The organism is Porphyromonas endodontalis (assembly GCF_052173515.1).
GTDB lineage: Bacteria > Bacteroidota > Bacteroidia > Bacteroidales > Porphyromonadaceae > Porphyromonas > Porphyromonas endodontalis_A.
Map to the genome: position 1 here is coordinate 98,798 of NZ_JBQMYL010000006.1, position 26,720 is coordinate 125,517.

Genomic DNA, 26,720 nt, shown 5'->3' on the forward strand with positions numbered 1-26,720 from the left:
GTGATTACCGAAGCATCTCAAGCACGATATTGCAAAACTTCTCGCCTAAGCTGTTGGCTTCTTCTTCTGTGGAAGCTTCTGTGTAAATACGTACAATGGGCTCTGTATTACTGGCTCGCATGTGTACCCAAGAGGAGGGGAAATCGATCTTTACTCCATCAATGGTGTTGGGGTGATCACTTGCAAAGCGTTCTGCAATGCGGGCAAACAGAGCCTTTGTGTCAGTCCCTTCCGGGAGGTCTGCACGCTGTTTACTCATGTAGTAAACGGGGTACTCACGGCGAAGTTCACTAACCGATTTTTTCTTCTTTGCCAGCAAGGTAAGGAAGAGGGCAATACCCACGAGGGCATCACGACCGGCGTGTAGCTTGGGGAATATCACACCCCCATTGCCTTCTCCTCCAATGAGGGCGTTGGTGGCTGCCATCTTGGCAACAACGTTGACTTCGCCCACCGCAGCGGCGGCATAGGAACCTCTATTCCCTCGCTCAGTTACGTCGCGAAGAGCACGGGTAGAGCTGAGATTGGAAACCGTATTACCCCCTCCATGATAATCAAGCAGGTAATCGGCCACAGCAACGAGGGTATATTCCTCCCCAAAAGGAAGTCCATTCTCATCAATAATGGCAAGTCGATCCACATCGGGGTCTACGGAGAATCCCACCGTGGCATGCTTCTCCCGCACTGTCTCCGAGAGGGCTACTAGGTGCTGGGGTAGAGGCTCCGGATTGTGGGCAAAGTCGCCATTTGGGGTGTCGAAAAGTGGATAAACCACTTCTACTCCTAGTTGCCGGAGTAGATAGGGAACCGCAATGCCTCCTACCGAATTGATGCTGTCAAAAGCAACACTAAACCCGGCAGCTCGGATGGCTTCGGCATCTACTTCTTCTAAAGCTAGTATGGCTCGACAATGCTCGGGAAGGTAATCTTGGTAGTGAATCTGCCCCAACTCTTCTACGGGAGAGAATACAAAATTTTCGTCTTCTGCAATGGAAAGAACTTCTTTACCCTCTAGATCGGTCAAGAATTCGCCTTTCCCTCCAAGCAGTTTGAGGGCATTCCAATGCTTCGGATTGTGGCTGGCTGTGATAATAATTCCCCCTTGAGCTTTTAGCCCTATTACGGCCATTTCGGTAGTGGGGGTGGTGGCAAGATCTATATCTACTACATCACAACCCATCGCCATTAGGGTACCGGTCACGATCCTACGAACCAATTCGCCAGACATACGTGCGTCTCGTCCGACTACGATTAGGGGGCGAGCTACACCACTAGACTTGCGGATAAATGTGGCAAAGGCCGCCGTAAAACGGGTGACAGCTATAGGGTTAAGCCCCTCAGAAGCTCCCCCTCCAATGGTTCCTCGGATACCCGAGATGGATTTGATTAGTGGCATGTAAAAAGTTTATTGACGTGTAAATTCATACCGTACCTCGCGGCAATACATGGTACTACCTCGGTTGTAGTTAATCTCAGCCCCGATGGTAAAGGGGATGATGAGGCGTACCTTAGCTCCATCTCCTAGCAAAGACATGGGGAAAGCCAAGCCCTCGCACATGAGGGCGTTGAGCGAATAGCCCGGAGCCGACTTGATCAGAATAAAATGCAATGCACCGCGAGAGTAACGATCTACATAGATGAACTCGGTATCTTGGAAGCCCGGTATGGACAAATTATTGAAGTTCTGCTGTATGGAGTCTTTGTTGAAGATATAGCCCTCGAAGCGTACATTCACACGCGTTTTTTCGGCAACGGGGTGCTCTCCTCCTGCTTCTAAAACCTCCATGTAGAGACCGTTACTGAATTTATAGTATATCCCTTTGTCAAAAGAGGTTTGCCCCTCGGCATAGTTGCGTACCGTGATATTTTCTTTGTTGATGAGCTTAGAAATGGCTATCTCCTCCTCTTTGAGCATTTGGGAGAGAGACTTAATATCTTTGGTTTTACTACAGGCTGTACCCCCAAGAGCCACGAGACCTGTTATAAGAATTGAGAGTAAATATTCCAGTTTGAAGCTGGTGGAGCGAATTTGTTTCATTGCTAAATCGTATGAAAGTGATGATTGGGTGTGTATTCTTTCTTTGTAGTTTCTTTTCCCTGTTGCAGCTCTAGTTGAACATTTCTTGCAGCTCCTTTGGGATGGGAATCCCCATGGCAGGCTTCCGCTCTTTGCTTGGTTTGAGGTAATGGCGTCGCATGTAATCGACAAAGAGATCTACGGCTTCGCTTATGGAGCCTTGGGAGAATTCCCCACCGGCAGCATTCTTGTGTCCACCTCCTCCGAAGCACTCACTGCAAAGTTCGTTTACGGCAATATCCCCGATGGAGCGTACAGAAACCTTAACCCCCTCGTCGAGCGTTTCTCTAAAGAAGGCAGAGCAATTAATGCCCTTTATATCTAGGGGTTTATTGACAAATCCATCCGTGTCTGCCGCTCCGGTTTCAAAGCGTTCCATCTCCTCTCTTGTAAGTACAAAGTAGGCACTTTGTATCTCGGGCATTACAACCACTTTCTCGTAAAGGATGTACCCCTCAAGGCGTTGTCTGCTCTCGGGATGGTTATGATTTATCTTGTCTACGATAAGGTCTTTATCAGCTCCCGAACGCAGTAGAACGGCTACTAATTCGTACAAATCGGGACGCGAAGAGTTGTGATTAAAAAGCCCTGTATCGGTGATAATTCCGGTCAAAAGAGAGGTGGCTATCTTGGCGCGAAGGGTCTCTGCTTGAGTAGAATCGAGGGGTGTAGAATCTGTTGCCTCGGGGAGACGGATCCGGCGTTCGTCGGGAGATAAAAAAAGCCGAGTAAGCACTTCGCAGGTAGCTGCTGCCTCCGGGCAACTCCATTGCCAGCTAAATTCGTCGCTGGGATAGGGGTGATGGTCGATCATCAAAACGGGGATATCCCGTTGTGCTAGGGTGGCTCGGAGACGCTCCTCTAGTAAGGGTCCGATGCGATACAGCGCGTTGAAGTCCAAGCAGATAATTAAGTCGGAGAGCGATAGAGCTTTGTCTATCTCTTCGTCTTGACGCCCCTGCTGTAATATCTCGGTTGCCCCCGGCATCCAACGCAGGTTGAGGGGCATCCCGCCGGCCATGATAACCTGAACAGATTTGCCCAGACTCTCCAAGAGCATTCTCATTGCCAAGGTGCTCCCAACGGAGTCGCCATCGGGGCCTTTGTGACCGAAAAGTACGATATGATGTGACTTGGCAAGGAACTCGGAAAGTTCGTCGTATGCTTTGCGATAGTCTCTACTCTGTTCCATTATTCTTTGGCTCTGCTGATGCAAATATAGTGTATTCTGCCTAGAGAGAAGGCTTTGCGAGGAAACGAATAAAGGGGGAAGATGATACCATATCCTCTCCCCCTTCTGGTTCCTTATTCACTTAGTGTTTCATTATGCGAGCTAGGGTGCGCTTGTCTTCCCGCTCTTTGATAGAGGCTCGTTTGTCGTAGAGTTTTTTCCCTCTAGCCACCCCGATAACTACTTTGGCATAGCCTCTATCGTTGATAAAGACAGAGAGGGGCACAATGGTGACCCCGGGAGTTTTTACCGAGCCTTCCAGTTTGGCAAGCTCCTTGCGAGAGAGCAGAAGTTTGCGATCCCGACGCTCTTGGTGATTGTTGTAGGTGGCGTAAAAATACTCCGCTATGTACATGTTTTTGAGCCATAACTCTCCGTTGGCAAAGAAGCAATAGCTATCTGCCAAGCCTGCCTTACCCAACCGGATAGATTTTATCTCTGACCCTACGAGTACAATACCTGCCGTGTAACGATCAAGAATCTCATAGTCGAATGTAGCTCGCCTATTCTTGATGTTTACCCGACGGTCTAGCTGAAGTTTTTTATTCGCCATAGACTACTTTTGAGTATATAAATGCGTTAGTTGATGATATCGAAGCCGGTGTAGGGGCGGAGCACCTCAGGCACGATAATACCCTCGGGAGTTTGGTAGTTCTCGAGGATCGTTGCTACAATACGAGGGAGAGCGAGGGCACTACCATTGAGGGTGTGACAGAGTTCCGTTGCTTTGTCTTTGCGGTAGCGGCATTTTAGTCGATTGGCTTGATAGCTCTCAAAATTGGATACAGAGCTAACCTCTAGCCAACGCTCTTGAGCGGCAGAGAAGACCTCAAAGTCGAAGGTGAGAGCCGATGTGAAGCTGATATCTCCCCCACAAAGGCGGAGAATACGCCAAGGGAGTCCCAACTCTTCTACCAACCCCTGTACGTACGATACCATAGAGTCTAGCGTAGCGTAGGAGCGTTCGGGAGTATCAATGCAGACAATCTCTACTTTATTGAATTGGTGTAGACGATTGAGCCCTCGCACATCTTTGCCATACGACCCCGCTTCGCGACGGAAGCATGCCGAGTAGGCTACATTCTTTATAGGAAGCTGGCTCTCTTCGAGGATGACATCTCTATATATATTGGTAACGGGTACCTCTGCTGTAGGGATGAGGTAGAGATTGTCGGCAGGGGCAAAGTACATTTGTCCCTCTTTGTCGGGCAATTGTCCCGTACCATACCCCGAGTCTTCATTCACGACATAGGGAGGCTCCACCTCTTGGAAGCCTGCAGCGATGGCTTTGTCGAGAAAGTAATTGATAAGAGCACGCTGCAAGCGAGCACCGCGACCCTTGTACACGGGGAATCCTGCTCCGGAGATTTTTACTCCTAACTCAAAGTCGATAAGGTCGTATTTTTTCGCGAGATCCCAGTGCGGTAGCTTGTTGTCTTGAGAGAGCTGAGGCATCGTGCCTCCTGTTTTTATACATACATTGTCTTCCGCTCCCTTCCCCTCGGGTACACTCTCGTGGGGCATGTTGGGGATGGTGAGAAGGAGCTGACGAATAGACTCTTCTGCCTGCTTTTTGCTCTCCTCAGCCTCTGAGCTTTGCTCTTTGAGCTTCTGCACCTGAGCACGGAGAGCCTCTCCGGCGGCTTTATCGCCACTCTTCATTTTCTCTCCGATTTGCTTTGCTAGTTGCTTTTGCTCCTGCAGCGAGGCATCCATAGTTTGCTGTGCACTACGGCGTTGAGCATCTAACTCTGTGATACGAGCCACTGACTCCCGAGCATCGAAGTGCTTTACTCCCAGGCGAGCAATTACCTCTTCGGGTTGCTCTTTTATTACTTTGATTGTGAGCATATATAGTCTATACTGCTTATATAATTCCTCTCCATAAAAACAACGGGAGAGGTACCTTCAGGCTCTTCTTGCGCCGCCTAAAGCGACCAAGTAGCCTATATGCACCTCTCCTTGTGTGGATCCTCTCCCCTTTATAGGCTCCCTAGGAACCGTAAGCAGACCCTCTAAGAACCTTCTTCGGTATAAAGGATGTAGGGAAGCGTGGGGGAGACCCCTTTTTTGATTGGGCAAGGATAAACAGAGAAAGCCGCTGCCTCTCTTCTATTGAGAGATGCTTTTGGTACGACCCCCCTCTCTGTCTAACTTACCAAAATGTTGTGTTTCCTTATGCTTCTATCGCTTCGATAGATACGAATGAGCGATCTTCACCTTTGCGAGTGAAGACTACCTTACCGTCTACAAGGGCATACAACGTGTGGTCTTTTCCCATACCCACGTTTTCTCCGGGATGGTGCTGCGTACCGCGTTGACGCACCAAGATATTACCGGCTTTTGCAAAATCGCCACCAAAGATTTTGATCCCTAGGCGTTTGCTCTGTGATTCGCGACCGTTCTTAGAACTGCCGACACCTTTTTTATGTGCCATGTCTCTTTACTTCTTTAGTTTGGGTTATGCAATAATCTCTTTTACCTTGACTTCTGTAAACTGCTGGCGATGACCATTGAGCTTACGATAGCCTTTTCTACGCTTTTTGTGGAAGATAAGTACTTTATCACCCTTTACGATGGGAGACACTACCTCGCATACCACCTTAGCGCCTTTTACAAGAGGAGCGCCAACCTTTACGGCACCATCATTGTCTACGAGCATTACTCGGTCGAATGATACCTCAGCACCTGCTTCCACATTCTTGATGTGGTGAACATACAATTTGCGGCCGGCTTCTACCTTAAACTGCTGGCCTTGAATCTCTGCAATTACGTACATACTACGTTTTTCTATTACTAATAATTTAGTCCCGCAGGGCGGTCCGTTGTAAGCTACAACACACTCTTAATGAGCCCTACATAGGATTTGCGCCTGCAAAGGTAGTACTTTTTGACTATTTGGCAATGGATTTTCCCCTCTGTCTCACCATCGGTATTTCTTTTACTCTGGGCAAAAGAATGAATGCGAGTTTTTCTGTTTACCTTTGTGGAGTGGGGCATTGGGGTTTTCGAATCACTCGATCCCTGCGATGACATTTTGCTGATACAATAAATTTAAATCAAAGAAAAATAGAACGTACCATGAAAAGAAAGAGTGTACCATTGCTCCTTGTGATGGGGCTATTTTTTGCCTTAAACTCAAATCCGATAGCAGCTCAAAAACAGAAGAAACTCCAGCTTGCAAAAGAGGGACGTACTATCGAAGAGGTTGTTCCCAATGGTTGGGATATACAATCTGCTACAGGGGACCTCAATAAGGATGGAATAGAGGATTTTGTCTTAATTGTCCGCCCCAATGACCCTGCGCACATCAAGACGAGAGACGACGGCTTTGAGTACAATTTCAATCCTCTGTTCCTTGCTGTCTATTTTGGATCGCCCTCCGGAGTATACAAGAGGTTCAAGGTGTGGCACGATACTGTTAGCGGTCGAGAGGATGAGTACACAGATATAACAAATGAACTCTCTATTACGCCCAGAGGGGCAATAGACATAAGCGTATCTTCGTGGTCAAGTATGGGAACAGCTGCTACGGGTGGCTCGACCTATAGATACAGATTTCAATCGGGAGATTTTTACCTTATTGGCGAAGAATCTAGTTGGCTAAATCGTATGACCGGAGAAGGGGAGAGTACTAGTATCAACTATCTTACCGGACAAAAAGAGATCACCACGGGGAATATGATAGAAGAGAAAGATCTGAAAACCAAAAAGGTCAAGATCAAGAAAGAGCCTCTTCGCCTCTTGGGTTCATTCCAGATGTAAGACTATAAGAGAGAAGCTCTCCCTCAGAGAAGGAACAAACATTCCGAGTTTATAGAGCAACGCAGAGCTGAGACCTGAAAAAGTCTTCGCTCTGTTTTATTATAAGGAGCCCCTACCCGACAATTAAAGCTCCCTTCGTATTCCCAATTTTCTATCTGAAACCCCTTGTAGAATCTGCAGTATTTTTTGCTCTGGGCAAAGGGGAGGAATGCAAGGTTTTCTGTTTACCTTTGTAGAGTAGGGTGCTTGGGTTTTCGATTCGCTTGGCTCCTATGATGATATTTTGATGATGCAATAAATTTAAACCAAAGAAAAATAGTACGTACTATGAAAAGAAAGAGTGTCGCATTACACCTCATGATGGGGCTGTTTTTTGTGTTAAGCTCAAATCCGATAGCGGCTCAAAAACAGAAGAAACCCCAGTTTGCAAAAGAGGGACGTACTATCGAAGAGTTTGTTCCCAATGGTTGGGAGGTACAATCCGCTACAGGGGACCTCAACAAGGATGGAATTGAGGATTTTGTTTTACTTGTCCGTTCCAATGATCCTGCGTATATCAAGACGAGAGATGATGGTTTTGAGTCCAATTTTAGTCCCTTGTCCCTTGCTGTCTATTTTGGTTCGCCCTCCGGAGTATACAAAAGGTTCAAGGTGTGGTACGATACCATTAGCGGTCGAGAGGATGAGGAGAGAGACATAACAAATGAAGTCTCTATTACGCCCAAAGGGGCGATAGACATACGAGTATCCTATTGCTCAAATATAAGAACAGACGAAACGGGTGCCACGACCTATAGATACAGGTTCCAATCGGGAGACTTTTACCTTATTGGCGAAGAATCTACTTGGGGAAATCGTTTGGCCGCGGAATGGGAGAGGACTAGTATCAACTATCTTTCCGGACAAAAGGAGGTCACTTCTGGGGATCTGATAACAAGAAGAAATCTGAAAACCAAGCAGGTTAAGATCAAGAAAGAGCCTCTTCGCCTCTTGGGTTCATTCCAGATGTAAGGCGATAAGAGAGAAGAAAGTACCTCCCCATCTTTCTAGGTGAAAATCCTTGTAGAAGTTACCTAGAAATAAAAAGTTTTCAGACCTATACTTTTTCGGATATAGGTCTGAAAACTTTTCTTTTTTACCCAGAGAGGGACCTCGAAATTAGCCAGGCTTTCTCCGAGTTATAACGTGCTTAATTTTTAGAACTGGAAGTAGATAAAGGGCTGTACATCGGCACTCTTCATCTGGAATACAAGGAAGATGAGAGCGGTGAGTAGCAGGGTTTGTACCCAAAAGGGCGCACGCGTTAAGGCTCGCTCTGCTGCTCTTCGTTGGCTAAAGGGTAGGTAGTGAAGTACGTACCCTATAAGCATGAGAAGAAGTACCCAATGATAACCGGTGACAAAGTCTAGGATGATTTCCGGATGGAAGTTGCTTGTAATCTGCGTGAGTATCTGCTCTACCACGTCAATGCTATCGGCTCGGAAGAAAATCCAAGCAAAGCAAACGAAGTGGAAGGTGATGATACCCCCTATCGCCTTTCCTATGCCATTGCGTTTGATTCTTCTCTTGTGCGCCGGGTAGAAGAGGGCACACCAAACTTTGTGTATCGCTAGAGCTATACCATGCATCCCCCCCCATAGGATAAAGCGAAGGGCTGCTCCGTGCCACAAGCCCCCCAGTAGCATGGTAATAATGAGATTGATATAGGTGCGAATGCGCCCCTTGCGATTGCCCCCTAGAGGAATGTAGAGGTAGTCTTTGAGCCAAGTAGAGAGGGAGATATGCCACCTGCGCCAAAACTCAGTAATATTGGTAGATGTATAGGGAACATCGAAGTTTTTGTTGAATCGGAAGCCCAAGAATAGAGCGATACCAATAGCCATATCCGAGTAACCGGAGAAGTCGCAATAGATTTGTAGGGCATAGCCATAGACCGCCATTAGGTTTTCTAAGCCGGAGTAGAGTGTGGGGGCATCGAATATTCGGTCTACAAAGTTGAGACTTATATAGTCTGAAATGACCGCTTTTTTGAACAATCCCAAAAGGATAAGGAATAGCCCTCGCCCAAATTCTCCACGAGTGACCCACGGACGGCGATGTATTTGTGGGATAAAGTCTTTGGCTCGTACAATAGGGCCTGCCACCAGTTGTGGGAAAAATGAAACATAGAAGAGATAATCGATCCAGCGTTTGAGCGGTTTTATATCGCCTCGGTATACATCGGCTATATAGCTCATCGTCTGGAAAGTGTAGAACGATATCCCCACGGGAAGGAATATATCCCACGGTTCCCATTGCAGAGAACTTGCCGTCTCCATGCCCATAAGTCCCCCTATGCCGGCAATAGCTTGTACTATTAGGTCTAGTAAGAAATTGAAGTATTTGAAGTAGGATAATATCCCTAAGTTGATAATCATACTCAAGGCTACCCACCTTTTTCTATTGGGGGAGCCTTGGGGCGTATGGCTTAGAGCTTGGGCTATGAGAAAGTCGCTCGTGGTGGCAAGCAGAAGGAGTAGTACATAGAATCCGCTGCTCTTGTAGTAGAAAAAGAGAGAGAAGAGCACCACGTAGATGATGCGGAGGGTAGCGGTGCGCTTCGATAGCCCCAGCAGCCCATATATGGGTAGAAAGAGGATAAAGAGAACAAAAAATAATCCACTAGAGAAGATCATCGGAGCCTCCTCGTGATAGCGCAATAGCTCGGGGAGTAGGGACCCATCAAGGGTAGAGAAAAAATCGATCATATACCGAGGTTAGTAGGGATGGCTCGTTTTACTGTAAAAGGTCAAGTAGGGCTTTGCCAATGAGTTGACCTTGGTGTGTGTACCCATAGGCCGAGAAATGGACGCCATCGTAGGCATAGTAATCCCCTTCTTGGCGTCGATTGTAGGCACCTTCTTCACAACCGAGAGCTTCGTACATATCGAATAGCTCCAGATTTTCTCGGACGGCAATTTGGCGCAGCACCTCACTTACGACCTCTACTTGGTCGTTGTAAGCACGATTGCGGCGGAAGCTGGGTGGTGGCGTTGTCAGTAAAAATGTTGCCTTGGGGTGTTGCTTTCGTAGGAGACGTATGAGCTGCATTACCTGCTGCTCAAAGCCACCCCGATTTATCTTTAGTGCTTGGGCTTCGTTCGTGCCAAAAGACAGAATTATATGAGTTGGGTGTAACCATTGCGTTTGCTGTACAAAGCCTTCGTGGGCAAAGGTGCCAAACATAGCTCCATTGAGGCCGATGGCATGGTACTCAATGGACTGCTTTTTCTTGAGTAAGACAAAGCCTCCGTAGGTTGCTCCTTGGGTGGGTATCTGTTCGTTTCGCAGGAAGATTCGCCTCTGCTCTGTGGGGTAGAGGAGAGTATCTGCCACAAAATTCCCAATTCTTTTTTGCCCCACAACCAGTGTTGCACTCCCGATGGAGGGCACGAGAGAGGGAGTCGATGGCGTGCGATAGACAATGAGTTGGTCGAAAGGTCGGGCGTTACTACTTATCGTAAAGGTGTAGGGGCTGTTGTCCGCTTTGGAGAGGATCATACCCGAGAGCCCCACTTGTAGCGGAGGGCGTTTGAGGAATAACTTCTCACTATTCCACTTTACAGAAGACTGTATCTGGTAGGAGCGAGGCCCATTGGTGCGAGCCAACTCATAAGGAATAATCAATCCGGGGCCCTCTAGTGGCAGCTCCCGAGCAAGAGTTGTGCGGATGGCCTCGGGTAAGAACCCCGCTTGTAGATGACTATCCCCCAAGTGTAGTATCGAGATTTTTTGAGGGAAACTCCGGTGTATCATGGCAGATAACTGCGCTGTTTTCTTTTCATCTATTTTGATGGAGGGAACTTGTGCTACAGCCACAAACAACGAGACGAAGAGCAGGAGAGCCAACGTCAGAAGATGGTGTTGCCATCGGTGGTATAGCAGTCTTGGCAGCCCTTTCATCGGCGGATACGTTGGTAGTATTTCTCTTCGAATAGGAAACTATTGTAGAATACTTCTGCTAGCCTCTTCCCGCCTTTGAAGCTCAAGTGGGTATAGTCTTTGGCTGCCCATCCCTGTTTTACAAAGCGGCTCATACTATTCTCTCCCCCCATAGCTTCGAAGGTGTCCCAAAAGACGATACCCTTTTCGCTCGCCAATTTGCGCTGCGCATTGCGTAGAGCATATATGGCAGGCATGGTGTGAGGCTCGCCACCGGAGCGTTTCGCCCGATCAGAAACTCCCATAATAACAATGTCGGTATGGGGATAAAGTTTCTTCAGATGGTCTATTGCTTCTGCCATCCGTTTGGTGTAGTAGGTGTAGTCTTTGGTCTTGTCAGAAGCTACATTAAGACCATATTGCAGTACAATAAGGTGGTAGGGACGGAGGGCGGCGAAGCGTTTCCCTAGCTGTGTATCTATCTGACCCAATTGGAATCCGGAGCTACCCCTGTGCGAGAAGTTGTCTAAGATTACTCCTCCCCCTTGCTTGGTGCCATCTAGAGCTATGCCGTAGAACTTGGCTCCCTCTGCTCCGGAGAATGAGAGTTTCATCTCTCCTCCTTGTCCTTTTATGGCATAGGCGCTCATCTCCGAGGAGGGGGGGAGACTATATTGTTGCGCGGTGTCTGCACTGCTCATGGTTACCTGTACCTCTTTGTTCGAGGTATAGAAGATGGTGGCGCAGTCCCACGGCGTATATCCCTTTGCTACTTTGTATTGTAGGGTAGCACTACCTTCGCAAGTATAGTAGTGACCCGTGAGGGGGTATAGATCCTTAGATTGGCGGATGATGAAGTGGTCTTTCCATCCGGAAAAGCTATGGGTTATCCCTTGTCGGTAGCCCGAGACTTCGCTAGAGAAGGGCATCCATCCCGCACCCCCGCCTCCATAGCGACTCTGCAAAAACTTGCGAAGGTCGAGGGTAAATATATCAGCTTCGATAAAGGAGTCTCCCAAGAATGCAATCCGAAGAGGAGTACCATCCATCTTCCGTTTGGCTAGTGCTGCATACGTATTGCGTAGACCGAGGTGAGAGGGATTGAAGTCTTCGAAGTAAACTTTTGGGGTTGAACCACTCTCTTCTTTGTCTAGGGAAGAGGGGGCGCTAGGTTCCTCATTCTCTGAGGTTGCATCTTGCTTTTTGAGGTCTTCGTAGATGGCATCGCGCTCTTTTATCTCCTTCTCTGTTTCTCCATCGGCTGTTGCCGAGTTGCGCGTGAGCTGCTCTACTTCCTTTCCATTGGGAGTGTCTGCATCAGAGTGGCGCAGCTCGGAGAAAATATCCACCTTTTGTAGAGGTATCCCAAAGAGGTTGTCGGGGAGCCAATAAAGCAGCGAAATGATGGCAAAAGAGGAGAGAAGCATTCCCCAAAGGTACCAGGTGTAGTTCTTTTTTTTCATTACCGAGAGAGTATAAGTATGGTACTTTTGGTACGTAGTTTAGTGCGCTTTTCTACAAAGTAAACACCTATCCATGCTGTTCGTGCTTGAGTACTGCCTTTAGGAAGAAGTACCCTAAGACTCCCGAGAGAATACTACCTGCAAATATGCCGATCTTGGCATCGTTGAGGAAGTGTGCAACCTCGGGCTGAGCATACGATAGGGAAGAAATAAATAGAGCCACCGTAAAGCCGATACCACCCAAGCAGGAGAGTGCCAATAGGTTCTTGGTCGTCATCCCCTGAGGAAGTCCGCCCTTGGATACTTTGGCAAAGACGATGGAGAAAAGGAAGATACCCAAAGGCTTGCCCAATAGTAGCCCCAAAACGATGGCCAAGGGCACACCTACCAAAGACTCCATAGAGACTCCTCCGAATGCCACTCCCGCATTAACGAATGCAAAGAGGGGTAGTACAAAAAAGTGTACGATGGGGGTAATCTGTTGCTCCATGCGTTGTACGGGGCTTACAGCACCGCGTACGTCTCGTGCCATAGACTGCACAACGGCAATTTGTTGGTGAGGAAGGAGTACGTTTTTACCCTTTGTTTTGTGTTCACTCTCTGGTAGTAGGCGGAGCATGGAGCGCACTCTGTCTGCCATGTGCTCCGTGCTAAGTTTGGGTCTCGCGGGCACCAAGAAGGCGATTAGTACGCCGGCGATGGTCGTGTGTACACCGGACTTGAGGAAGAAGGTCCACACAACGAAAGCTCCGATGTAGTAAACGAGAAGGTTGCGCACGCCAAGTCGTCCTAAGAGATAGATGACGCCCAAGCAAACGGCTGCCCAGAGGAGCATCATTAGATTGAGGTGTGTGCTATAGAAAATAGCTATGACCAAAATGCCGCCTATGTCATCGGCTACCGCCAGTGAGGCTAAGAAGGCTTTGAGTGACGATGGAACGCGTTTCCCCAAGAGGGAGAGTACGGCAAGAGCAAAGGCAATATCCGTAGACATCGGGATGGCCATACCATTGCTAGCAGGGGCCTGGTGGCACACTAGTAGGAAGAATAGGACCGGCATAATCATCCCCCCCATTGCGCCTATAACGGGGAAAACGGCACGTCGTACTGTGGAGAGCTCTCCCACCAAACCTTCCTGCTTTATTTCCAACCCCACTTGGAGGAAGAAGAGTACCATCAGTACATCGTTGGTAAAATCGAGGAGGGTCATGGTCTCTCCGGCATGAGAGAAGATATTGAACTCCCCAATTTGCACCATAATTGGGTACTGGAGGAGTTGGTTATAAAGCCCACTAACAGAGGGAATGTTTGCGATAATGACCGCTGCCACAGCGGCTAAAAAAAGGAGAACAGAGGAGTCTACTCTTCTTTTATACAGGCGTTGTAGAGGTTTGATTAATTGTCCAGTTTTCATCTTGTATATGCCATAAAATAGAAGGGGAGTAGGGGTTGATTTGAACCGAAACTACCTCCTTTTCTCAGCAAAGGTAGTACATTTTACTCTTGGATAGGCAGGGTACCCTGGGTGAGTATTGTGCGTACTTGGTCAAGGATGTCGAGCAGTTGCTCCATGGTAGTTGCCTGTAGCATGGCAATGCGCCAGGGGCGGAAGTTGGCAATCCCTTTGAATATGGGAGAGGCTGCCAGATGCCTGCGAGAGTGGAGGATACCTCTGCGTTCGTCTAGTTTATCTATGTTGTTCCTAATCATTTGGATGAGCGTATCCAGCCGCTCTGAGGCAGGGCGGTCTTGGAGTAGCTCGCCGGTGTCGAGGTAGTGGCGCATCTCCTCGAAAACCCACGGACGACCAATTGAGGCTCTCCCTACCATTACCGCATCCACTCCGTACCTGTCGAATGCCTCTTTTGCCTCTTGTGGAGTGGTAATATCTCCATTGCCAATGATCGGAATGGTAATACGAGGGTTATTCTTTACAGCCCCAATCAGGCTCCAGTCCGCATTACCATTGTACATATCACTGCGCGTCCGCCCATGAATCGTGAGCGCAGCAATACCACAATCTTGTAACGCCTCTGCCAGATCTTCTATGATGATATTTTGGTGATCCCACCCGAGGCGCGTTTTGACGGTAACGGGTACCCGGCTTGCTTTCACCACAGCTCGCGTAATTTCCAGCAATAGAGGGATATTTCGTAGCATGCCACTTCCGGCTCCTTTGCCCGCCACTCTCTTTACGGGGCAGCCGAAGTTGATGTCAAGTATTTCGGCTCCTGTGGTGGATGCAATGGCAGCCGCTTCTGCCATACTAGCCACGTCTCGTCCGTAAATCTGTATGACGGCAGGGTGCTCGTCGGGGTGTATGAATAGTTTGTTGCGGGCTCCGCGTACGGAGCGGATCAGCGCATCGGCACTGATAAATTCGCTATACACCATCGAAGCTCCAAAGCCTCGGCAGAGAAGACGAAAAGCACTATCGCTAACATCTTCCATGGGGGCTAGGAGAAGCGGTTGAGAGCCGAGATCTTGACCAGCTATGAGCATCAGAAATTGGGAATAAGAGGATCTGTTAGTTTGTCGTAGAGGGCTTCGATAGCTTCTTCTCCCCAAGGTGTTGAGCCTAGGTAGCGCACGAGCTCTCCTTCGTATAGGTATATGCGATGCTCTTCTGTCTTGGTTTTGTTGTAGATAAAGAGCAAGCTATGATCACGGAAATAGTATTCCGAAACTCCCTCATTGGTGCGATGTACAGCCTTTACTAGGTTGTCTCCTTCGTAGAAGAAGGTTACGTTGGGGAGGTATTCTGCCTGTTCGGAGGCAGTGAGTAGGAGTTTGTTTTTGAGGGTTTTTGAGCGGTTGATTTGCTCAACATAGGGGCGGATATCCCGATCTATATAGGAAGATTTCTTCATAGACTCGGTGTAATCGTCCACGGAAATAGGGGAGAAAAAAGTCATGTATGGAACCTCTTCGAATGCATCTTGCCCCTCTTTCTTGCGATAGAATACGTAGTCCGTACTCGCCATGGCATCAGAGGCATTTTGCCAGATAGTCCCTTCTTTCAGTATGCCCATGCCACTTCTCCAAAAAGGCATCCCTTCGTCCGGCATGTGTTGTGAGAGGGAGCGTACTTTGATTGGGATATTTATTGGCTTTTGTGTGTTGCTTTTTGGGGAATGATAGAAGAACAAAAGCTCTCCATCTCTCATCCCTGGAAGAATGCGATAGGCAAGGGCAATGAGATATTTCTGAGGGGCATTTTCGCTCTGCCATAGGGCAAAGTCGTAACAATGGCTTCTCTCTTCTCCAATGTTTGCTCGTAGTTGGAGCGTCTTTTTATTCTGAAAGACGGTGGTGAGATGCTGGGACTCCGATTGCTCAATAGGGCGATCCTTGATGATTTTTAATGCAATGGAGCGGAGGTCTTGTGCGTAAGAAGGGAGAGCAATAAGGGCTACTAATAGCAATGTTACGAGTCTAGTTTTCATAGTATCATTAGGAATGAAGGAGGACGACAGACCCCAAGAGAGATCTGTCGTCCAACGTGTAAACTTAGATTATTTGAGTCCTCTAGCAACGAGTAGCGGCGTGAGATCTACTTGTTGATGTCCTGTAAAGGCGGTAAAGAGGCTCATCAAGTCTGTACTATTCCCCTTAGAGAGGATCATAGAGCGTAGGCGATCACCATTTTCGGCATTGAGCCCACCGTGAGCCATCATCCAAGCAAAAATGTCGTTGTCGAGAGCTTCGCTCCAAAGGTAAGCGTAGTAACCGGCAGAGTAACCGTTGCTCCAGATATGGCGGAAGTAAGAGGTGCCATAGCGAGGAGGAATTGCCGAGTAGAGCGCATTAGCCTTGCGGAGTGCATCTTCTTGGAACTTGTTGATGTCTGTAACGGCAGCAGCCTCTTCCGGAGAGAGTGTGTGCCATGCCATATCGAGGAGGCAAGCTGTAATGTTTTCTACCAATCCATAGGCTTGGTTGAACTTTTCTGCATCGCGCATCTTCTTTACTAGCTCTGCAGGCATCGCTGCACCGGTCTTGTAGTGCTTAGCAAAGTTGGCAAAGATAACGGGGTCTGCAGCGCAGTGTTCGTTGAATTGAGAGGGCATCTCAACGAAGTCGCGAGGCACATTTGTACCCGATAGAGAGGGGTACTTTTGAGAGGCAAACATACCATGTAGAGCATGACCGAACTCGTGGAATAGAGTAGTGGTTTCGTCCCAAGAGAGGAGGCAAGTCTCGCCTTCTGAGGGTTTCTTGAAGTTGCAGACGTTGTAGATAACGGGCTTGAGACCGAGGAGGTAGCTTTGCTCTACAAAGTTGCTCATCCAGGCACCACCGCTCTTGGAGGGGCGTGCATAGGGGTCGAAATAGAACAGAGCGATTACAGAGCCGTCCTTGTCAAGTACATCCCAAGTGCGTACATCTTTGTTGTAAACCGATATGTCTGTACGAGGCTTAAAGGTGAGTCCGTACATCTTGTTGGCAGCAAAGAATACCCCATTGTGGAGCACAGAGTCGAGGGCGAAGTACTGGCTGAGGGTTGCCTCATCTACGCCATACTTTTCATTGCGTAGCTTCTCTGCATAGTAGCTCCAGTCCCAAGCTTCGAGGGTGAAGTCAGCCCCCATCGTCTTGCGAGCAAAGCTTTCTAGCTCTGCCTGATCAGACTTGGCCTTGGGGTCTGCTAGTTTAGCTAGGTTGGTGAGCATGGTAATTACGTTTTCGGGCTTGGCTGCAAGTTGGTCTTGTAGCTTCCAAGCGGCGTAATTGGGGAAGCCTAGGAGTTTGGCTTTGTCAGCACGTACTTTGGCAAGCTCTAGTACAATCTTTTGGGTATCGTACTCATCGCCTTTGATACAACGGTTGATACTTGCATCATAGAATAGCTTACGTGTCTCGCGCACATCGAGGTTAACCATAATGTCTTGTTGGGTTGTATTGACAAGACTAAAGGCGTACTCGCCATTATGCCCCTCCTTCTCTGCAAGATCGGATGCACTCTTGAGTTGCTCCTCGCTAAGCCCCGCAAGTTGGGCTTTGTCCTTGATGAAAATAAAGGCGTTGGTTGCCTTGGTTAGCTTATTACCAAAGTCGGTAAGTAGTGCGGCCTCCTTTTGGTTGAGGGTTTTGAGTTGTTCCTTATCTTCGGGAGAGAGCAATGCACCGGCTTGCACGAAGTTGTCGTAGTAATGCTTAACGAGGCGCTGATCTTCCGGTTCTAGGGAAGAGAGATCTCCATCGTGGATCGCTTTTACACGCTCAAAAAGCTTGTCGTTGAGGTAGAGGGCATCGCTGTGGGCAGAGAGTTTAGGGGTAATCTCTTCTTCGATGGCAATGAGTTCGTCGTTGGTATCGGCACTTGTTAGGGCAAAAAAGACACTAGATACACGACTGAGTACACGACCACTCTTCTCGAGAGCAACGAGTGTGTTCTCAAAAGTAGCAGGCTCGGGGTTGTTGGCAATGGAGTCTATTTCAGCCTCGTGCTGCCGTATCCCTTCTTCGAAAGCCGGGAGATAGTGTTCTATCTTGATACTATTGAAGTCCGGAGAAGCCATATAGGTCTCCGCAGGGTTTACGAAAGGATTGGATGCCAAGTCGGCATTGCTTTTCCCTCCTCCCGTGCATGCTGTAGTGATAGCCATAACTGCTACTAGGGGAATGAATTTCTTGAACATAATCTATTGCTTAAGGTGAATGATTCTCTTTTTCCTCTACTGTTGCTCTTCTTGATTGAGCTGGGCAAGAAGCTCTTCGATGCGTTTGTCGGTCACTTTGAGCGTCTCTCTACAGTAGGCGATGAGCTGAACAGCTTCGTCTGTAAGTTGCATAAGCCGATCTACATCGGGGCTGTCATGCTCGATGGTTTCTACTATATCGGTCAGTCGACTGATAGCTTCGGCATAGGTCTGTTGCTTCATAAGATTTCATTTAGAACTCAGCTGTACAAAGATAAGAGATTTCGCTAGATGGACCTACAAATAGCTGAATGTGTAGGGAGGAGGGGTGAGGTTTGAACGCTCTTCTTGAGGAAGAAGGGAGAGTGGTCTTCCGCAGGATTGGATTAGATAAAGGGGGGGAGAGCCTCTCGGCTCGGTCGGTAGTAGAAAAAATAGACCCCGAACCCAACCTCTGTGGAGCTCATCCCACAAAAGGAAAGAAGGTACGGGGTCTACCGAATACACTAAGTCGGCCTGTAACAAAAGGCAACAAAACAAAGCCGACCCTGGCACACGCTACCTCTGCGATGAGCAGCATATGCTTGATTCTTTCTGTTTTCTAGGGAAATTGGGGAGGTTAGATAGTGGTAGTGACGAACGCTGGGTGGCGAGGCGCAAGATGGGTGAGACAGAGGGGCCTGCGGATAAGTACTCTCTCAAATTCTTCTCTCTTTCGGGGTCGCGCTCCGACCGCTAAAGAATAGTCAAACAAGAGAGATGCGCATTTTTGTTTGTGGCAAGAAGTGCCGACTGCAACCACTCGTTTGCACAAAACCAATACACTTAGCCTTGCAAAACAACTCGGGTAGGGATCCTCGTTGCCTCTCGGGCAAATGATCGGTCGCGCACAACCGAAGTCGTAGTCTACGCATCTTCGTCTTTCTTCCAATGAAGAAAACTCCACTTTCCGGCAAAATCTCTCGGTGTCGTACACCTCTTCTTTGCGTTGCCTTGCTCTCTAGGCACGTACTACAACATCCTCCTTAGCTTTTCCTCGAAGCCGCAGAACAAGCTTTGCAGGTCTTCTGACTTATCTCCTTCTCGCTACACCTTCCCAACGCATAACAGATTAGCATCAGTGGCATCACGTAGCGAGTTTTCACAAGAATCACAGCAGCGGGACTGTTGGAGAATTGCACTCCTATTCCCTTTTAATCAGCTACCCATCTCCTTCTGAAGAAAGGCCTTCCCGTACGTGGAGAGCCCTCGTGAAGTAGATAAATAACCGAACAAAGCCGCGGCAAAGGTACTAATTCCTTGGTTAATTTGCAACGAATAACTAGAAAATATCTGGTTTTCTCCCTCTCTCAGACTTGATAAAAAGAAAGTACCCCATCGTACTACGATGAGGTACTATTCCTTCTAAATATAAGAGCGGTAGACGAGGCTCGAACTCGCGACCCTCAGCTTGGGAAGCTGATGCTCTACCAACTGAGCTACTACCGCATCTCAAGATTCCCTTTTTCCGAGTGCAAAGGTATAAATTCTCTTGAGATATACAATACTCCTTAGTTTACTCTACGTGGAGTTTTTTCTCCTTGGGGCTTTTTACAATGTATTTTAGGTTGAGGGTCTTGCTCTCTGAGGGGTTGAGTTTGAGTTTCCACTTCACCTCTCCCGTATTGGGGTTGTATTCACCTCCCGAGATGTTTTCCGTACGAACAGAGATCTCGTCGTTGGTTGAGACGGGGACCTGATCGTAGAGCGTGATCTCGATGGGGGTTGATTTGCCGTTTCGTAGAGTCGTATTCCAAGAGCGAGTCTCTTCTATTTTGTTGCTCAAGAATCGGCTGCTGTTCTTTTCTATCTCCTTTTCTCGCGTTACGCGGATACCCTTGTCGCGCCCCAATGACACCCGTAGAGTATCGGTAAGAGAGCGAGTGTCGAGGAGGGTTTTGCCTACGAAGCTATTTTCGTAGAAGATATTTACTTCGCCGGAGAGTAGCTTGTATTGCTCCCAGCCTCCGATGTGTGCCAAAAGGAAGGCATCGGGGTCGGCCTTAGGTACGCATACATATTCATAAGAGGCAGGGAGGGAGTGTCTCTTTACTTCGAGGATAAAAGGTTTCTTGTCCGAGGGGATAGAATAGGGCGTTTGCAGCTCAAACTCTACTGCCGTTTGGCGTTCGTCTTGTTTTACTTCTAGGGTAGAGTTTCGTTCTCCGGCACTGCTACGCATCTTTCTTGAGGCGGAAGGTGCTTCTTTGGCTACAGCCATATCCATAGATACCTCTGCGGAATAAGCTGCTACCACTACTTCTTCTAGTTCTTCGTACTCAGACTCTAGATAGGTCGTTGTAAACTGACTGGTAATGGGGATGATGCTTTTCTTGCATCCAATATAGGAGATCTCTAGAGAACCTCCGGAACTGGGTATCGTGATGCTGTACCTCCCGTTTAGGTCGGTCATCGTGGCTATGTTGGTCCCAGCAATGCGCACGGTGGCACCTACTATAGGCTCGCTATCCTCTTCGAAAAGGACCATTCCGCTCGCTTGGTCGTCCTTGTTTTGGGTATAGCGGGGGGCAGGGATGTTGTAGTTTAGGTAGTAGGTCTTTTGGGTAGGGGGCGTATTTGAGATTTTGGGATCGAGTGAGCTAATCGTTAGGTGTACCCTATTCCAGTCTTCTCGTGTTGCTTGGTGGATGGTGGCTTTGTACGATAGCTCAAGAGGCTTGCCCACCCCCGATGAACGGAGGTCGTAAGAGGGGATCCAGCTTGCATTCTCTACATAGTAGCTAAGTTCTACGGGGCAAGATAGGGCTCTCTTAGCATCTACACGGATGTGTACTTCGCCCATGGGATTCTCGTCTAGTTTGCCCTGCTGAGAGATCTCTTTAGTTACAATGTCTCTCTTTTCTCTTAGTTGCTTTAACTCCTTCTCTAACTCTAGTTTTTGATTGCGCAGGTGTAGGTTTTGCTCTCTGTAGTAGTCGTTTACGCTCTTGAGGTTGGCGAGACTGACACCGGAGCTAGTCCCCTTGATGGAGCGATTTTCCTGCAAAAAAGCTAATTCGTCTTGCACTACAGATACTTTGTTGCTAACGCGGGCAATTTGCTCGTTGAGGCTCTCCAATTTCTTTTGCCACTTAGCCATCTCCTCGCTTGTTGCTCCGGAGTTGGCGAGGTCGTACATGTGATTGACAGATAAAACCGTAACATCTCGGCTTGCCAACTTGACCTGTACGCTTTTGGCTTCGGCGTAAGGCGAGATGCCTGTTAGGATGATTTCGGAATTGCCTTGAGGTATGGAGATGCTTCCCTCGCGCACTACCTCTGCTCCGCTCAAAAAGACGGTAACGTACTTAACGGGAGGCGTTGCTTTAATTTCTGATAGCTCCTTTCTTGTGGGTGCTTTTGCCTCAAATTCGGGGGCGGTCTGTGCATGCATCTGTGTGCCTGTCAGCAAAGTGCATAATGCGAGTGTGCGGCAGAGAATGCGTTTCTTGCTGAATGAGAATAGAATCTGTTTCATAATCATCTCTGGTTGTTTACTATATGGCAAATGTAATACTTTGTGAGATAAATATCGATTCTGGTAGACCGAGAAAAGAGAAGTGAGTAGATTTTTCTTTTTCCTTTGGTCGCAATCTCAGGGGGGGGAGGGATGAGCCTTGTGGGGAGCGGTCTAGGGATTTTTTACCCTATGTGTGAATGCAAAAATATGCCTGCCTAGTTTTTCAAAATATCTTGCCCTGTAACAAAATATTTCTTAGGTGAAAATGGTAGGACTTTTTGGGTGAGATTTTTTTTGTTTTTGCCTGAGAAGGAAAATCTTTTTAGCCTAATATTCATTTGACCTCTGTCTGTTTGCTCTTTTACAAGCACTATTCTACACCTTAATTATATAGAGGAATTGTAGGTTTATGACTTGCTAGATACCACACTAAATTGTACCTTTGCCGAGCAATGAATTCGCAAAATAAGAAACAACATAAGCCCTCCCTCGCTCGAAGAACAAGTAGGGGAACCAAAGGGCAAAACTCTAAGGGTAAGAAGCCTTCCGGCGATACGTGGTTCGCTCGTAAACGCAAAGGGGTAGTCGAAGATGTGAAGAGCATTAGTGTGCCGCGCAGCAGTGTCGATTTTATAATAGGTACATTGCTTCTGCTGGTGACTCTATATGTCTCGGTAGCCATGGTGCACTACTTCTTTACGATAGAGCAAGATCAAAGTGTTTTGCACAGTACGCAAGATGCTGCCGAGCTTGTTGTGGGGGCTAACGCCACAGAGAGTATAAGAAATTGTACAGGGCTTTTGGGTGCACGGATTGCCGATGGGCTCATTGATGGTTTCTTGGGATTGGGAAGTCTTTTCTTGCCCATCTTTATCCTGACTATTGCATTCCGATTTATATTGGGCTGGAGCCGTATTTCCCCTCTCAAGAGCTTGCTCTTCTCCACCTCTATGGCTCTTTGGGTATCCCTTTTCTGTGCCTATCTTGAGTCCATTGTGTCTCTACATCTTCCCTTTGCTTTGGGAGGGGCATCCGGGGAGCAGATTATTGCCGCCTTAGGGGCTCATGTGGGCTCCATTGGGATCATAAGTATTCTCGTTGTCTCTTTTGTGATTGTGCTTGTCCTTTGTAGGGCAAGTATCGTAGGCAAGGTCCGTACCATGGCCGAAGCAAAGACGAGGAGACGGAAGAAAGACGTGGACGCTGATCCTCAAATGACAGGTGAGGAGGACGAACTGGATACCTCTCTAGGGGAGGAGCCGAATGACGAAGATCCCGAGGATTCTTTCCCTGTGGATACAGACGAACAGCCCGACGAAGTGGAAGAAGAGGATCAGGATTCGATAGAAAGTAGCCACCCTGCCCAATCATTTGTCAATGGCAAAGAAGAACCTCTCACCCCTCGTGGAGGCGAAGTCCCCTCAGAGCCCCTTCCCTCTCGGCTTAGCTCCGGTATGACGATAGAGGTCGCTCAAGGAGACGAAGTGGGGGATGAGAGTGCTTTGCAAGAGAGACAAGCCTCCGGTAACGGTACGCACGATCTCCCGGGATACACCTTCCCAAGTCTTGACCTCTTAGAGCGTTATGACAGAGAAGCGATGATGCCCGACATGGAAGAAATATCCGAGAATGAGCGTCAAATCATTGACACCTTAGAGAGTTTTAAGATCAAAGCTCGTCCAACAAAAGCAACGGTGGGTCCTGCCGTTACGCTCTATGAGATAGAACCCGATGCCGGGATTAAGATCTCCAAGATACGTAGCCTCGAAGACGACATCGCCCGTAGCCTAAAGAGCGAGGGGGGGATTCGTATCATCGCACCCATCCCCGGGAAGGGAACTATCGGTATTGAGGTGCCAAATAAGCGTCCCCAAACGGTGGCTCTCTATTCGCTTCTCACTTCGCGTAAGTTTGTCGAAAACAATATGCACTTGCCCATTGCTATCGGTAAGACAATTACGAACGAAGTGTTTACGTTTGACCTTGCCAAGATGCCGCACCTCCTTATTGCCGGTGCCACAGGGCAGGGTAAGAGTGTGGGGCTGAACGTGATGATCACTTCGTTGCTCTACAGCAAACACCCCTCAGAACTTAAGTTTGTGATGATCGACCCCAAGATGCTAGAGTTCTCCATTTATGAGGCACTAGGGCATCATTATTTGGCAAAGCTGCCCGAAGAGGGAAGCTGTATTATCACAGATATGAATAAGGTAGTCCCCACGCTCAACTCCCTGTGTATTGAGATGGACAACCGCTACAAATTACTATCAGACGCTCGAGTACGCAATATTGCAGAGTACAATAGTTTGTTTGATAAAGGGGAACTATCCACCGCAGATGGGCATGCTCGTCTACCCTATATTGTGCTGATTGTGGATGAGTTTGCCGACCTTATCATGACCTCGGGCAAGGAGGTGGAGAAACCCATCGCACGTATTGCACAAAAAGCGCGCGCGGCAGGGATTCACATGGTGCTGGCAACACAGCGTCCTACTACAGATATTATTACCGGTACGATTAAGGCGAACTTCCCGGCTCGAATTGCGTTCAAAGTATTTTCGGCAGTGGACTCGAAAACGATCCTCGATGCACCCGGTGCAAATCATCTTGTGGGTAGGGGCGATATGTTGTTCTACCAAGGTAAAGACATGCTCCGCCTCCAATGTGCTCTTGTGGATACGCCCGAAACGCAGCAGATTGTGGACGAAATTTCTCTACAGCCGGGGTATAGTGGAGCCTATCAATTGCCTGAGGCTCCTGTGGAAGAGAGTGACGAGTCTCGCACTATCTCCCTTGATAAGCGAGATCCTCTGTTCGATCAAGTAGCCACCATGGTGGTAGAGACGCAACAGGGGTCTGCATCAAAAATCCAACGACAATTCGAGATCGGATTCAACAGAGCCGGCCGTATAATGGACCAATTGGAGGCCGCAGGGATTGTCTCTGCACAGCACGGGAGTAAACCGCGTGAGGTGCTTATCTCTGATATTTTCACTCTTAATAATTTACTAGAGAGTCTACGATGAAAACAAAGCGTATCGCCTTATGGGTTGCTTTGCTCGTATTTGTGGGGTGCATGCTGCCCTCTGTGGCTACAGCCCAAACGAAGCAACCTACAGCCCAAAGCCTTATTAATACAATGGCTCAACGCCTGGAGAAGGGAGCCAAGATCACCTTTTCCGGAGAGCTTTTTGATGCCTCCGGGGCACGTGTCGAAACCAAAAAGGGAGTGCTCTATACCTTGGGGAAAAAGTTTCGCTTGCGCTACAATCCCATAGATGCCAACTACAATGGTCGGGAGTTTAGCTTCTATAATGCAGAAGATCGTACCTATACCATTATGTATCCCTCTATGGAAGACCTAGCGGCTCTTAACCCCTTTGTCTTCTTGTCTTCTTCTGCATCTGTGTATAACATTAAGGAGCTTAGCGGCACCAAAACCAGTCGCATTATTGCATTCACCCCACGCAAGAAGATGGATAACATTACGAGCCTAGAGGTCTCTTTTTTGCGCAAGACGAATACCCCCTCACAGATTGTAGGTATCTTTGCAGACGGTATGCGTATGGTGATGAATATAACCTCCATAGAGGGAGAGACACCTTCGAGTCAGATGTTTATTCAGCAGCAATCCTCATACCCCGGTAGCGAACTTGTGGATCTTCGCTAGGACCATAAAAGAAGACGAATTAACGAATAAGAGAACAGAATTTCATGTTACTGCAAATGCTTAAGGCCAAGCTCCATTGTGTGCGAGTGACTGAGGCTAACCTCAATTATGTAGGCAGTATTACAATAGATAAGGCGTTGATGGAAGCGGTGGATATATTGCCGGGAGAGCGCGTTCAGGTTGTTAATAACAACAACGGGGAGCGTTTCGAAACCTATGTGATAGAGGGACCCGCCAATAGCGGAGTAATCTGCCTCAATGGAGCCGCAGCGCGCCTTGCTCAACCCGGAGACATCGTTATTATTATGGCGTATGCCATGATGGAAGATGCCGAAGCGCGTACTTTCAAACCCAAAGTGGCGTTCCCGGACTCTGTTACCAACCGATTGCAGTAATACAAAACCTAGATTAGACTATAAACAACATCCCGATATATGTTTGAGAATCTCAGCGAACGCTTAGAAAGATCCTTCAAAAACCTCAAAGGTGAAGGTCGTATCACCGAGATCAATGTAGCCGAAACACTAAAAGATGTGCGTCGTGCTCTACTTGATGCCGACGTTAATTACAACGTAGCAAAGAAGTTTACCGATACCGTTAAGGAGACGGCTCTTGGTCGTAATGTGCTCACGGCTGTACGCCCAAGCGAGATGATGGTAAAAATCGTACACGACGAGTTGGCTCGCCTTATGGGGGGAGAAGCTGTGGAATTGCGTCTACAGGGCTCGCCGGCTGTGGTGCTTATGTCGGGGCTTCAAGGGTCAGGTAAAACCACCTTCTCGGGTAAGCTTGCCAAGTTGCTCAAGACACAACGCCATAAAAATCCCCTTCTTGTCGCTTGTGACGTGTACCGCCCTGCTGCTATTGATCAGCTAAAGGTGCTAGGAGAGCAGCTCAATATCCCTGTATATGCCGAGGTAGATAACAAAAAACCTGTGCAGATAGCCGAGCGTGGAATCGCCTATGCTCGTGAGCACGGCCACGATGTTGTTATTGTGGATACCGCGGGTCGTCTTGCCGTAGATGAGGAGATGATGCAAGAGATTGCAGCCATCAAGGCCGCTATCAACCCCGACGAAGTGCTCTTCGTTGTGGACTCGATGACGGGGCAGGATGCCGTAAATACAGCAAAAGAATTCAATGATCGTCTTGACTTTGACGGCGTTGTTTTGACTAAGCTTGATGGGGATACACGAGGCGGAGCTGCCCTCTCTATTCGTACCGTGGTGACCAAACCTATCAAATTTGTTGGTACCGGTGAAGGTATGGATGCTCTTGATGTTTTCCATCCGGAGCGTATGGCCGATCGTATCCTTGGTATGGGTGACATCGTTTCTCTTGTCGAACGCGCCCAGCAACAATACGACGAACAAGAGGCTCGACGCCTAGAGCAACGTATTGCCAAAGACCAATTCGATTTTAACGACTTCCTCAAACAGATCCATCAAATCA

At 48.2% G+C, this 26,720-nt stretch carries 23 protein-coding genes, 1 tRNA gene and 1 riboswitch; of the genes, 7 read left to right on the forward strand and 17 right to left on the reverse strand.

The genetic code is table 11. From position 1 onward, the window contains the following. Nucleotides 1–4: 4 nt before the first annotated feature. The 7 genes from glmM to rplU all read right to left on the reverse strand — a co-directional run bounded on the left by glmM (nt 5) and on the right by rplU (nt 6,087). The gene (glmM, locus tag ACTTHR_RS04485; protein WP_442605333.1) at nt 5–1,396 is read right to left on the reverse strand and encodes a phosphoglucosamine mutase; all 1,392 of its coding nucleotides are present in this window, start codon (nt 1,394–1,396) and stop codon (nt 5–7) included. Between the two features lie 9 nt (nt 1,397–1,405). Continuing rightward, entirely contained in the window at nt 1,406–2,038 is a 633-nt protein-coding gene (locus ACTTHR_RS04490) for a DUF4827 family protein (protein ID WP_442605334.1), read from the reverse strand. Between the two features lie 70 nt (nt 2,039–2,108). Then, nucleotides 2,109–3,269, reverse strand: a complete 1,161-nt coding sequence (locus ACTTHR_RS04495) for a DHH family phosphoesterase (RefSeq protein WP_442605335.1) — start codon at nt 3,267–3,269, stop codon at nt 2,109–2,111. A 121-nt stretch (nt 3,270–3,390) separates the two neighbouring features. Beyond that, nucleotides 3,391–3,861, reverse strand: a complete 471-nt coding sequence (smpB, locus tag ACTTHR_RS04500; protein WP_276774834.1) for an SsrA-binding protein SmpB — start codon at nt 3,859–3,861, stop codon at nt 3,391–3,393. Nucleotides 3,862–3,887: 26 nt separating this feature from the next. After that, nucleotides 3,888–5,159 (reverse strand): serine--tRNA ligase, encoded by a 1,272-nt coding sequence (gene serS, locus ACTTHR_RS04505; protein ID WP_314861547.1) that lies wholly within the window; start codon nt 5,157–5,159, stop codon nt 3,888–3,890. A gap of 325 nt (nt 5,160–5,484) precedes the next feature. Next, nucleotides 5,485–5,745, reverse strand: coding sequence for a 50S ribosomal protein L27 (gene rpmA / locus ACTTHR_RS04510; protein WP_115321245.1), 261 nt, complete (start codon nt 5,743–5,745; stop codon nt 5,485–5,487). A gap of 24 nt (nt 5,746–5,769) precedes the next feature. Then, nucleotides 5,770–6,087, reverse strand: a complete 318-nt coding sequence (gene rplU / locus ACTTHR_RS04515; RefSeq protein ID WP_442605336.1) for a 50S ribosomal protein L21 — start codon at nt 6,085–6,087, stop codon at nt 5,770–5,772. Nucleotides 6,088–6,389: 302 nt separating this feature from the next. On the opposite strand from rplU, the gene ACTTHR_RS04520 reads away from it, so the two are divergent. Both ACTTHR_RS04520 and ACTTHR_RS04525 read left to right on the forward strand, forming a co-directional pair. Then, entirely contained in the window at nt 6,390–7,073 is a 684-nt protein-coding gene (locus ACTTHR_RS04520) for a hypothetical protein (protein ID WP_442605337.1), read from the forward strand. 327 nt (nt 7,074–7,400) lie between these two features. After that, nucleotides 7,401–8,084 (forward strand): hypothetical protein, encoded by a 684-nt coding sequence (locus ACTTHR_RS04525; RefSeq protein ID WP_442605338.1) that lies wholly within the window; start codon nt 7,401–7,403, stop codon nt 8,082–8,084. Between the two features lie 185 nt (nt 8,085–8,269). Here the strand turns inward: ACTTHR_RS04525 and ACTTHR_RS04530 are convergent, their stop codons facing one another. From ACTTHR_RS04530 to xseB, 8 genes are all read right to left on the reverse strand, one after another. After that, the gene (locus ACTTHR_RS04530) at nt 8,270–9,820 is read right to left on the reverse strand and encodes an MBOAT family O-acyltransferase (RefSeq protein ID WP_442605339.1); all 1,551 of its coding nucleotides are present in this window, start codon (nt 9,818–9,820) and stop codon (nt 8,270–8,272) included. A gap of 28 nt (nt 9,821–9,848) precedes the next feature. Then, nucleotides 9,849–11,015: a GDSL-type esterase/lipase family protein gene (locus ACTTHR_RS04535; RefSeq protein ID WP_442605340.1), complete on the reverse strand. Its 1,167-nt coding sequence runs from the start codon at nt 11,013–11,015 to the stop codon at nt 9,849–9,851. Next, complete coding sequence (locus ACTTHR_RS04540; protein WP_304284561.1) at nt 11,012–12,457, reverse strand: SGNH/GDSL hydrolase family protein; 1,446 nt, start codon at nt 12,455–12,457, stop codon at nt 11,012–11,014. The genes ACTTHR_RS04535 and ACTTHR_RS04540 overlap by 4 nt, the downstream gene beginning before the upstream one ends. Before the next feature lie 67 nt (nt 12,458–12,524). Next, complete coding sequence (nhaA, locus tag ACTTHR_RS04545; RefSeq protein ID WP_442605341.1) at nt 12,525–13,871, reverse strand: Na+/H+ antiporter NhaA; 1,347 nt, start codon at nt 13,869–13,871, stop codon at nt 12,525–12,527. A gap of 83 nt (nt 13,872–13,954) precedes the next feature. Further along, the gene (dusB, locus tag ACTTHR_RS04550) at nt 13,955–14,959 is read right to left on the reverse strand and encodes a tRNA dihydrouridine synthase DusB (protein WP_424777227.1); all 1,005 of its coding nucleotides are present in this window, start codon (nt 14,957–14,959) and stop codon (nt 13,955–13,957) included. Further along, entirely contained in the window at nt 14,959–15,903 is a 945-nt protein-coding gene (locus tag ACTTHR_RS04555; RefSeq protein WP_442605342.1) for a hypothetical protein, read from the reverse strand. Before ACTTHR_RS04555 ends, dusB begins: the two co-directional genes overlap by 1 nt. Nucleotides 15,904–15,972: 69 nt before the next feature. Further along, entirely contained in the window at nt 15,973–18,099 is a 2,127-nt protein-coding gene (locus ACTTHR_RS04560) for a M3 family metallopeptidase (protein ID WP_442605343.1), read from the reverse strand. 36 nt (nt 18,100–18,135) lie between these two features. After that, on the reverse strand, nt 18,136–18,342 hold the full coding sequence (gene xseB, locus ACTTHR_RS04565; RefSeq protein WP_276774806.1) for an exodeoxyribonuclease VII small subunit: 207 nt from the start codon (nt 18,340–18,342) through the stop codon (nt 18,136–18,138). A gap of 337 nt (nt 18,343–18,679) precedes the next feature. Between xseB and ACTTHR_RS04570 the strand changes: the two genes are divergently transcribed. After that, nucleotides 18,680–18,838 carry a hypothetical protein gene (locus tag ACTTHR_RS04570; protein WP_442605344.1) on the forward strand — a complete coding sequence of 53 codons (159 nt, stop codon included), beginning with the start codon at nt 18,680–18,682 and terminating at the stop codon, nt 18,836–18,838. Nucleotides 18,839–19,139: 301 nt separating this feature from the next. Beyond that, a riboswitch (cobalamin riboswitch) is annotated at nt 19,140–19,339 on the reverse strand. 175 nt (nt 19,340–19,514) lie between these two features. Here ACTTHR_RS04570 and ACTTHR_RS04575 read toward each other — a convergent pair. Beyond that, nucleotides 19,515–19,587, reverse strand: a tRNA-Gly gene (locus ACTTHR_RS04575). 67 nt (nt 19,588–19,654) lie between these two features. Further along, nucleotides 19,655–21,616 (reverse strand): mucoidy inhibitor MuiA family protein, encoded by a 1,962-nt coding sequence (locus ACTTHR_RS04580; RefSeq protein ID WP_442605345.1) that lies wholly within the window; start codon nt 21,614–21,616, stop codon nt 19,655–19,657. A 434-nt stretch (nt 21,617–22,050) separates the two neighbouring features. Here ACTTHR_RS04580 and ACTTHR_RS04585 point away from each other — a divergent pair, with 434 nt between their 5' ends. The 4 genes from ACTTHR_RS04585 to ffh form a co-directional block, all read left to right on the forward strand. Further along, a complete protein-coding gene (locus tag ACTTHR_RS04585) occupies nt 22,051–24,624 on the forward strand; it encodes a DNA translocase FtsK 4TM domain-containing protein (RefSeq protein ID WP_442605346.1) in 2,574 nt (857 codons plus the stop codon). Next, entirely contained in the window at nt 24,621–25,268 is a 648-nt protein-coding gene (locus tag ACTTHR_RS04590) for an outer membrane lipoprotein carrier protein LolA (RefSeq protein WP_442605347.1), read from the forward strand. The genes ACTTHR_RS04585 and ACTTHR_RS04590 overlap by 4 nt, the downstream gene beginning before the upstream one ends. 44 nt (nt 25,269–25,312) lie before the next feature. Further along, nucleotides 25,313–25,663, forward strand: a complete 351-nt coding sequence (gene panD, locus ACTTHR_RS04595) for an aspartate 1-decarboxylase (protein WP_004332028.1) — start codon at nt 25,313–25,315, stop codon at nt 25,661–25,663. Nucleotides 25,664–25,702: 39 nt separating this feature from the next. After that, the coding region (gene ffh / locus ACTTHR_RS04600) for a signal recognition particle protein (protein ID WP_442605348.1) at nt 25,703–26,720 on the forward strand (1,018 nt) is incomplete at its 3' end.

Coding starts and splice junctions, on each gene's coding strand:
- glmM (WP_442605333.1), bottom strand. CDS start 1,396: ATGCCACTAATCAAATCCATCTCGGGTATCCGAGGAACCATTGGAGGG.
- ACTTHR_RS04490 (WP_442605334.1), bottom strand. CDS start 2,038: ATGAAACAAATTCGCTCCACCAGCTTCAAACTGGAATATTTACTCTCA.
- ACTTHR_RS04495 (WP_442605335.1), bottom strand. CDS start 3,269: ATGGAACAGAGTAGAGACTATCGCAAAGCATACGACGAACTTTCCGAG.
- smpB (WP_276774834.1), bottom strand. CDS start 3,861: ATGGCGAATAAAAAACTTCAGCTAGACCGTCGGGTAAACATCAAGAAT.
- serS (WP_314861547.1), bottom strand. CDS start 5,159: ATGCTCACAATCAAAGTAATAAAAGAGCAACCCGAAGAGGTAATTGCT.
- rpmA (WP_115321245.1), bottom strand. CDS start 5,745: ATGGCACATAAAAAAGGTGTCGGCAGTTCTAAGAACGGTCGCGAATCA.
- rplU (WP_442605336.1), bottom strand. CDS start 6,087: ATGTACGTAATTGCAGAGATTCAAGGCCAGCAGTTTAAGGTAGAAGCC.
- ACTTHR_RS04520 (WP_442605337.1), top strand. CDS start 6,390: ATGAAAAGAAAGAGTGTACCATTGCTCCTTGTGATGGGGCTATTTTTT.
- ACTTHR_RS04525 (WP_442605338.1), top strand. CDS start 7,401: ATGAAAAGAAAGAGTGTCGCATTACACCTCATGATGGGGCTGTTTTTT.
- ACTTHR_RS04530 (WP_442605339.1), bottom strand. CDS start 9,820: ATGATCGATTTTTTCTCTACCCTTGATGGGTCCCTACTCCCCGAGCTA.
- ACTTHR_RS04535 (WP_442605340.1), bottom strand. CDS start 11,015: ATGAAAGGGCTGCCAAGACTGCTATACCACCGATGGCAACACCATCTT.
- ACTTHR_RS04540 (WP_304284561.1), bottom strand. CDS start 12,457: ATGAAAAAAAAGAACTACACCTGGTACCTTTGGGGAATGCTTCTCTCC.
- nhaA (WP_442605341.1), bottom strand. CDS start 13,871: ATGAAAACTGGACAATTAATCAAACCTCTACAACGCCTGTATAAAAGA.
- dusB (WP_424777227.1), bottom strand. CDS start 14,959: ATGCTCATAGCTGGTCAAGATCTCGGCTCTCAACCGCTTCTCCTAGCC.
- ACTTHR_RS04555 (WP_442605342.1), bottom strand. CDS start 15,903: ATGAAAACTAGACTCGTAACATTGCTATTAGTAGCCCTTATTGCTCTC.
- ACTTHR_RS04560 (WP_442605343.1), bottom strand. CDS start 18,099: ATGTTCAAGAAATTCATTCCCCTAGTAGCAGTTATGGCTATCACTACA.
- xseB (WP_276774806.1), bottom strand. CDS start 18,342: ATGAAGCAACAGACCTATGCCGAAGCTATCAGTCGACTGACCGATATA.
- ACTTHR_RS04570 (WP_442605344.1), top strand. CDS start 18,680: ATGCTTGATTCTTTCTGTTTTCTAGGGAAATTGGGGAGGTTAGATAGT.
- ACTTHR_RS04580 (WP_442605345.1), bottom strand. CDS start 21,616: ATGAAACAGATTCTATTCTCATTCAGCAAGAAACGCATTCTCTGCCGC.
- ACTTHR_RS04585 (WP_442605346.1), top strand. CDS start 22,051: ATGAATTCGCAAAATAAGAAACAACATAAGCCCTCCCTCGCTCGAAGA.
- ACTTHR_RS04590 (WP_442605347.1), top strand. CDS start 24,621: ATGAAAACAAAGCGTATCGCCTTATGGGTTGCTTTGCTCGTATTTGTG.
- panD (WP_004332028.1), top strand. CDS start 25,313: ATGTTACTGCAAATGCTTAAGGCCAAGCTCCATTGTGTGCGAGTGACT.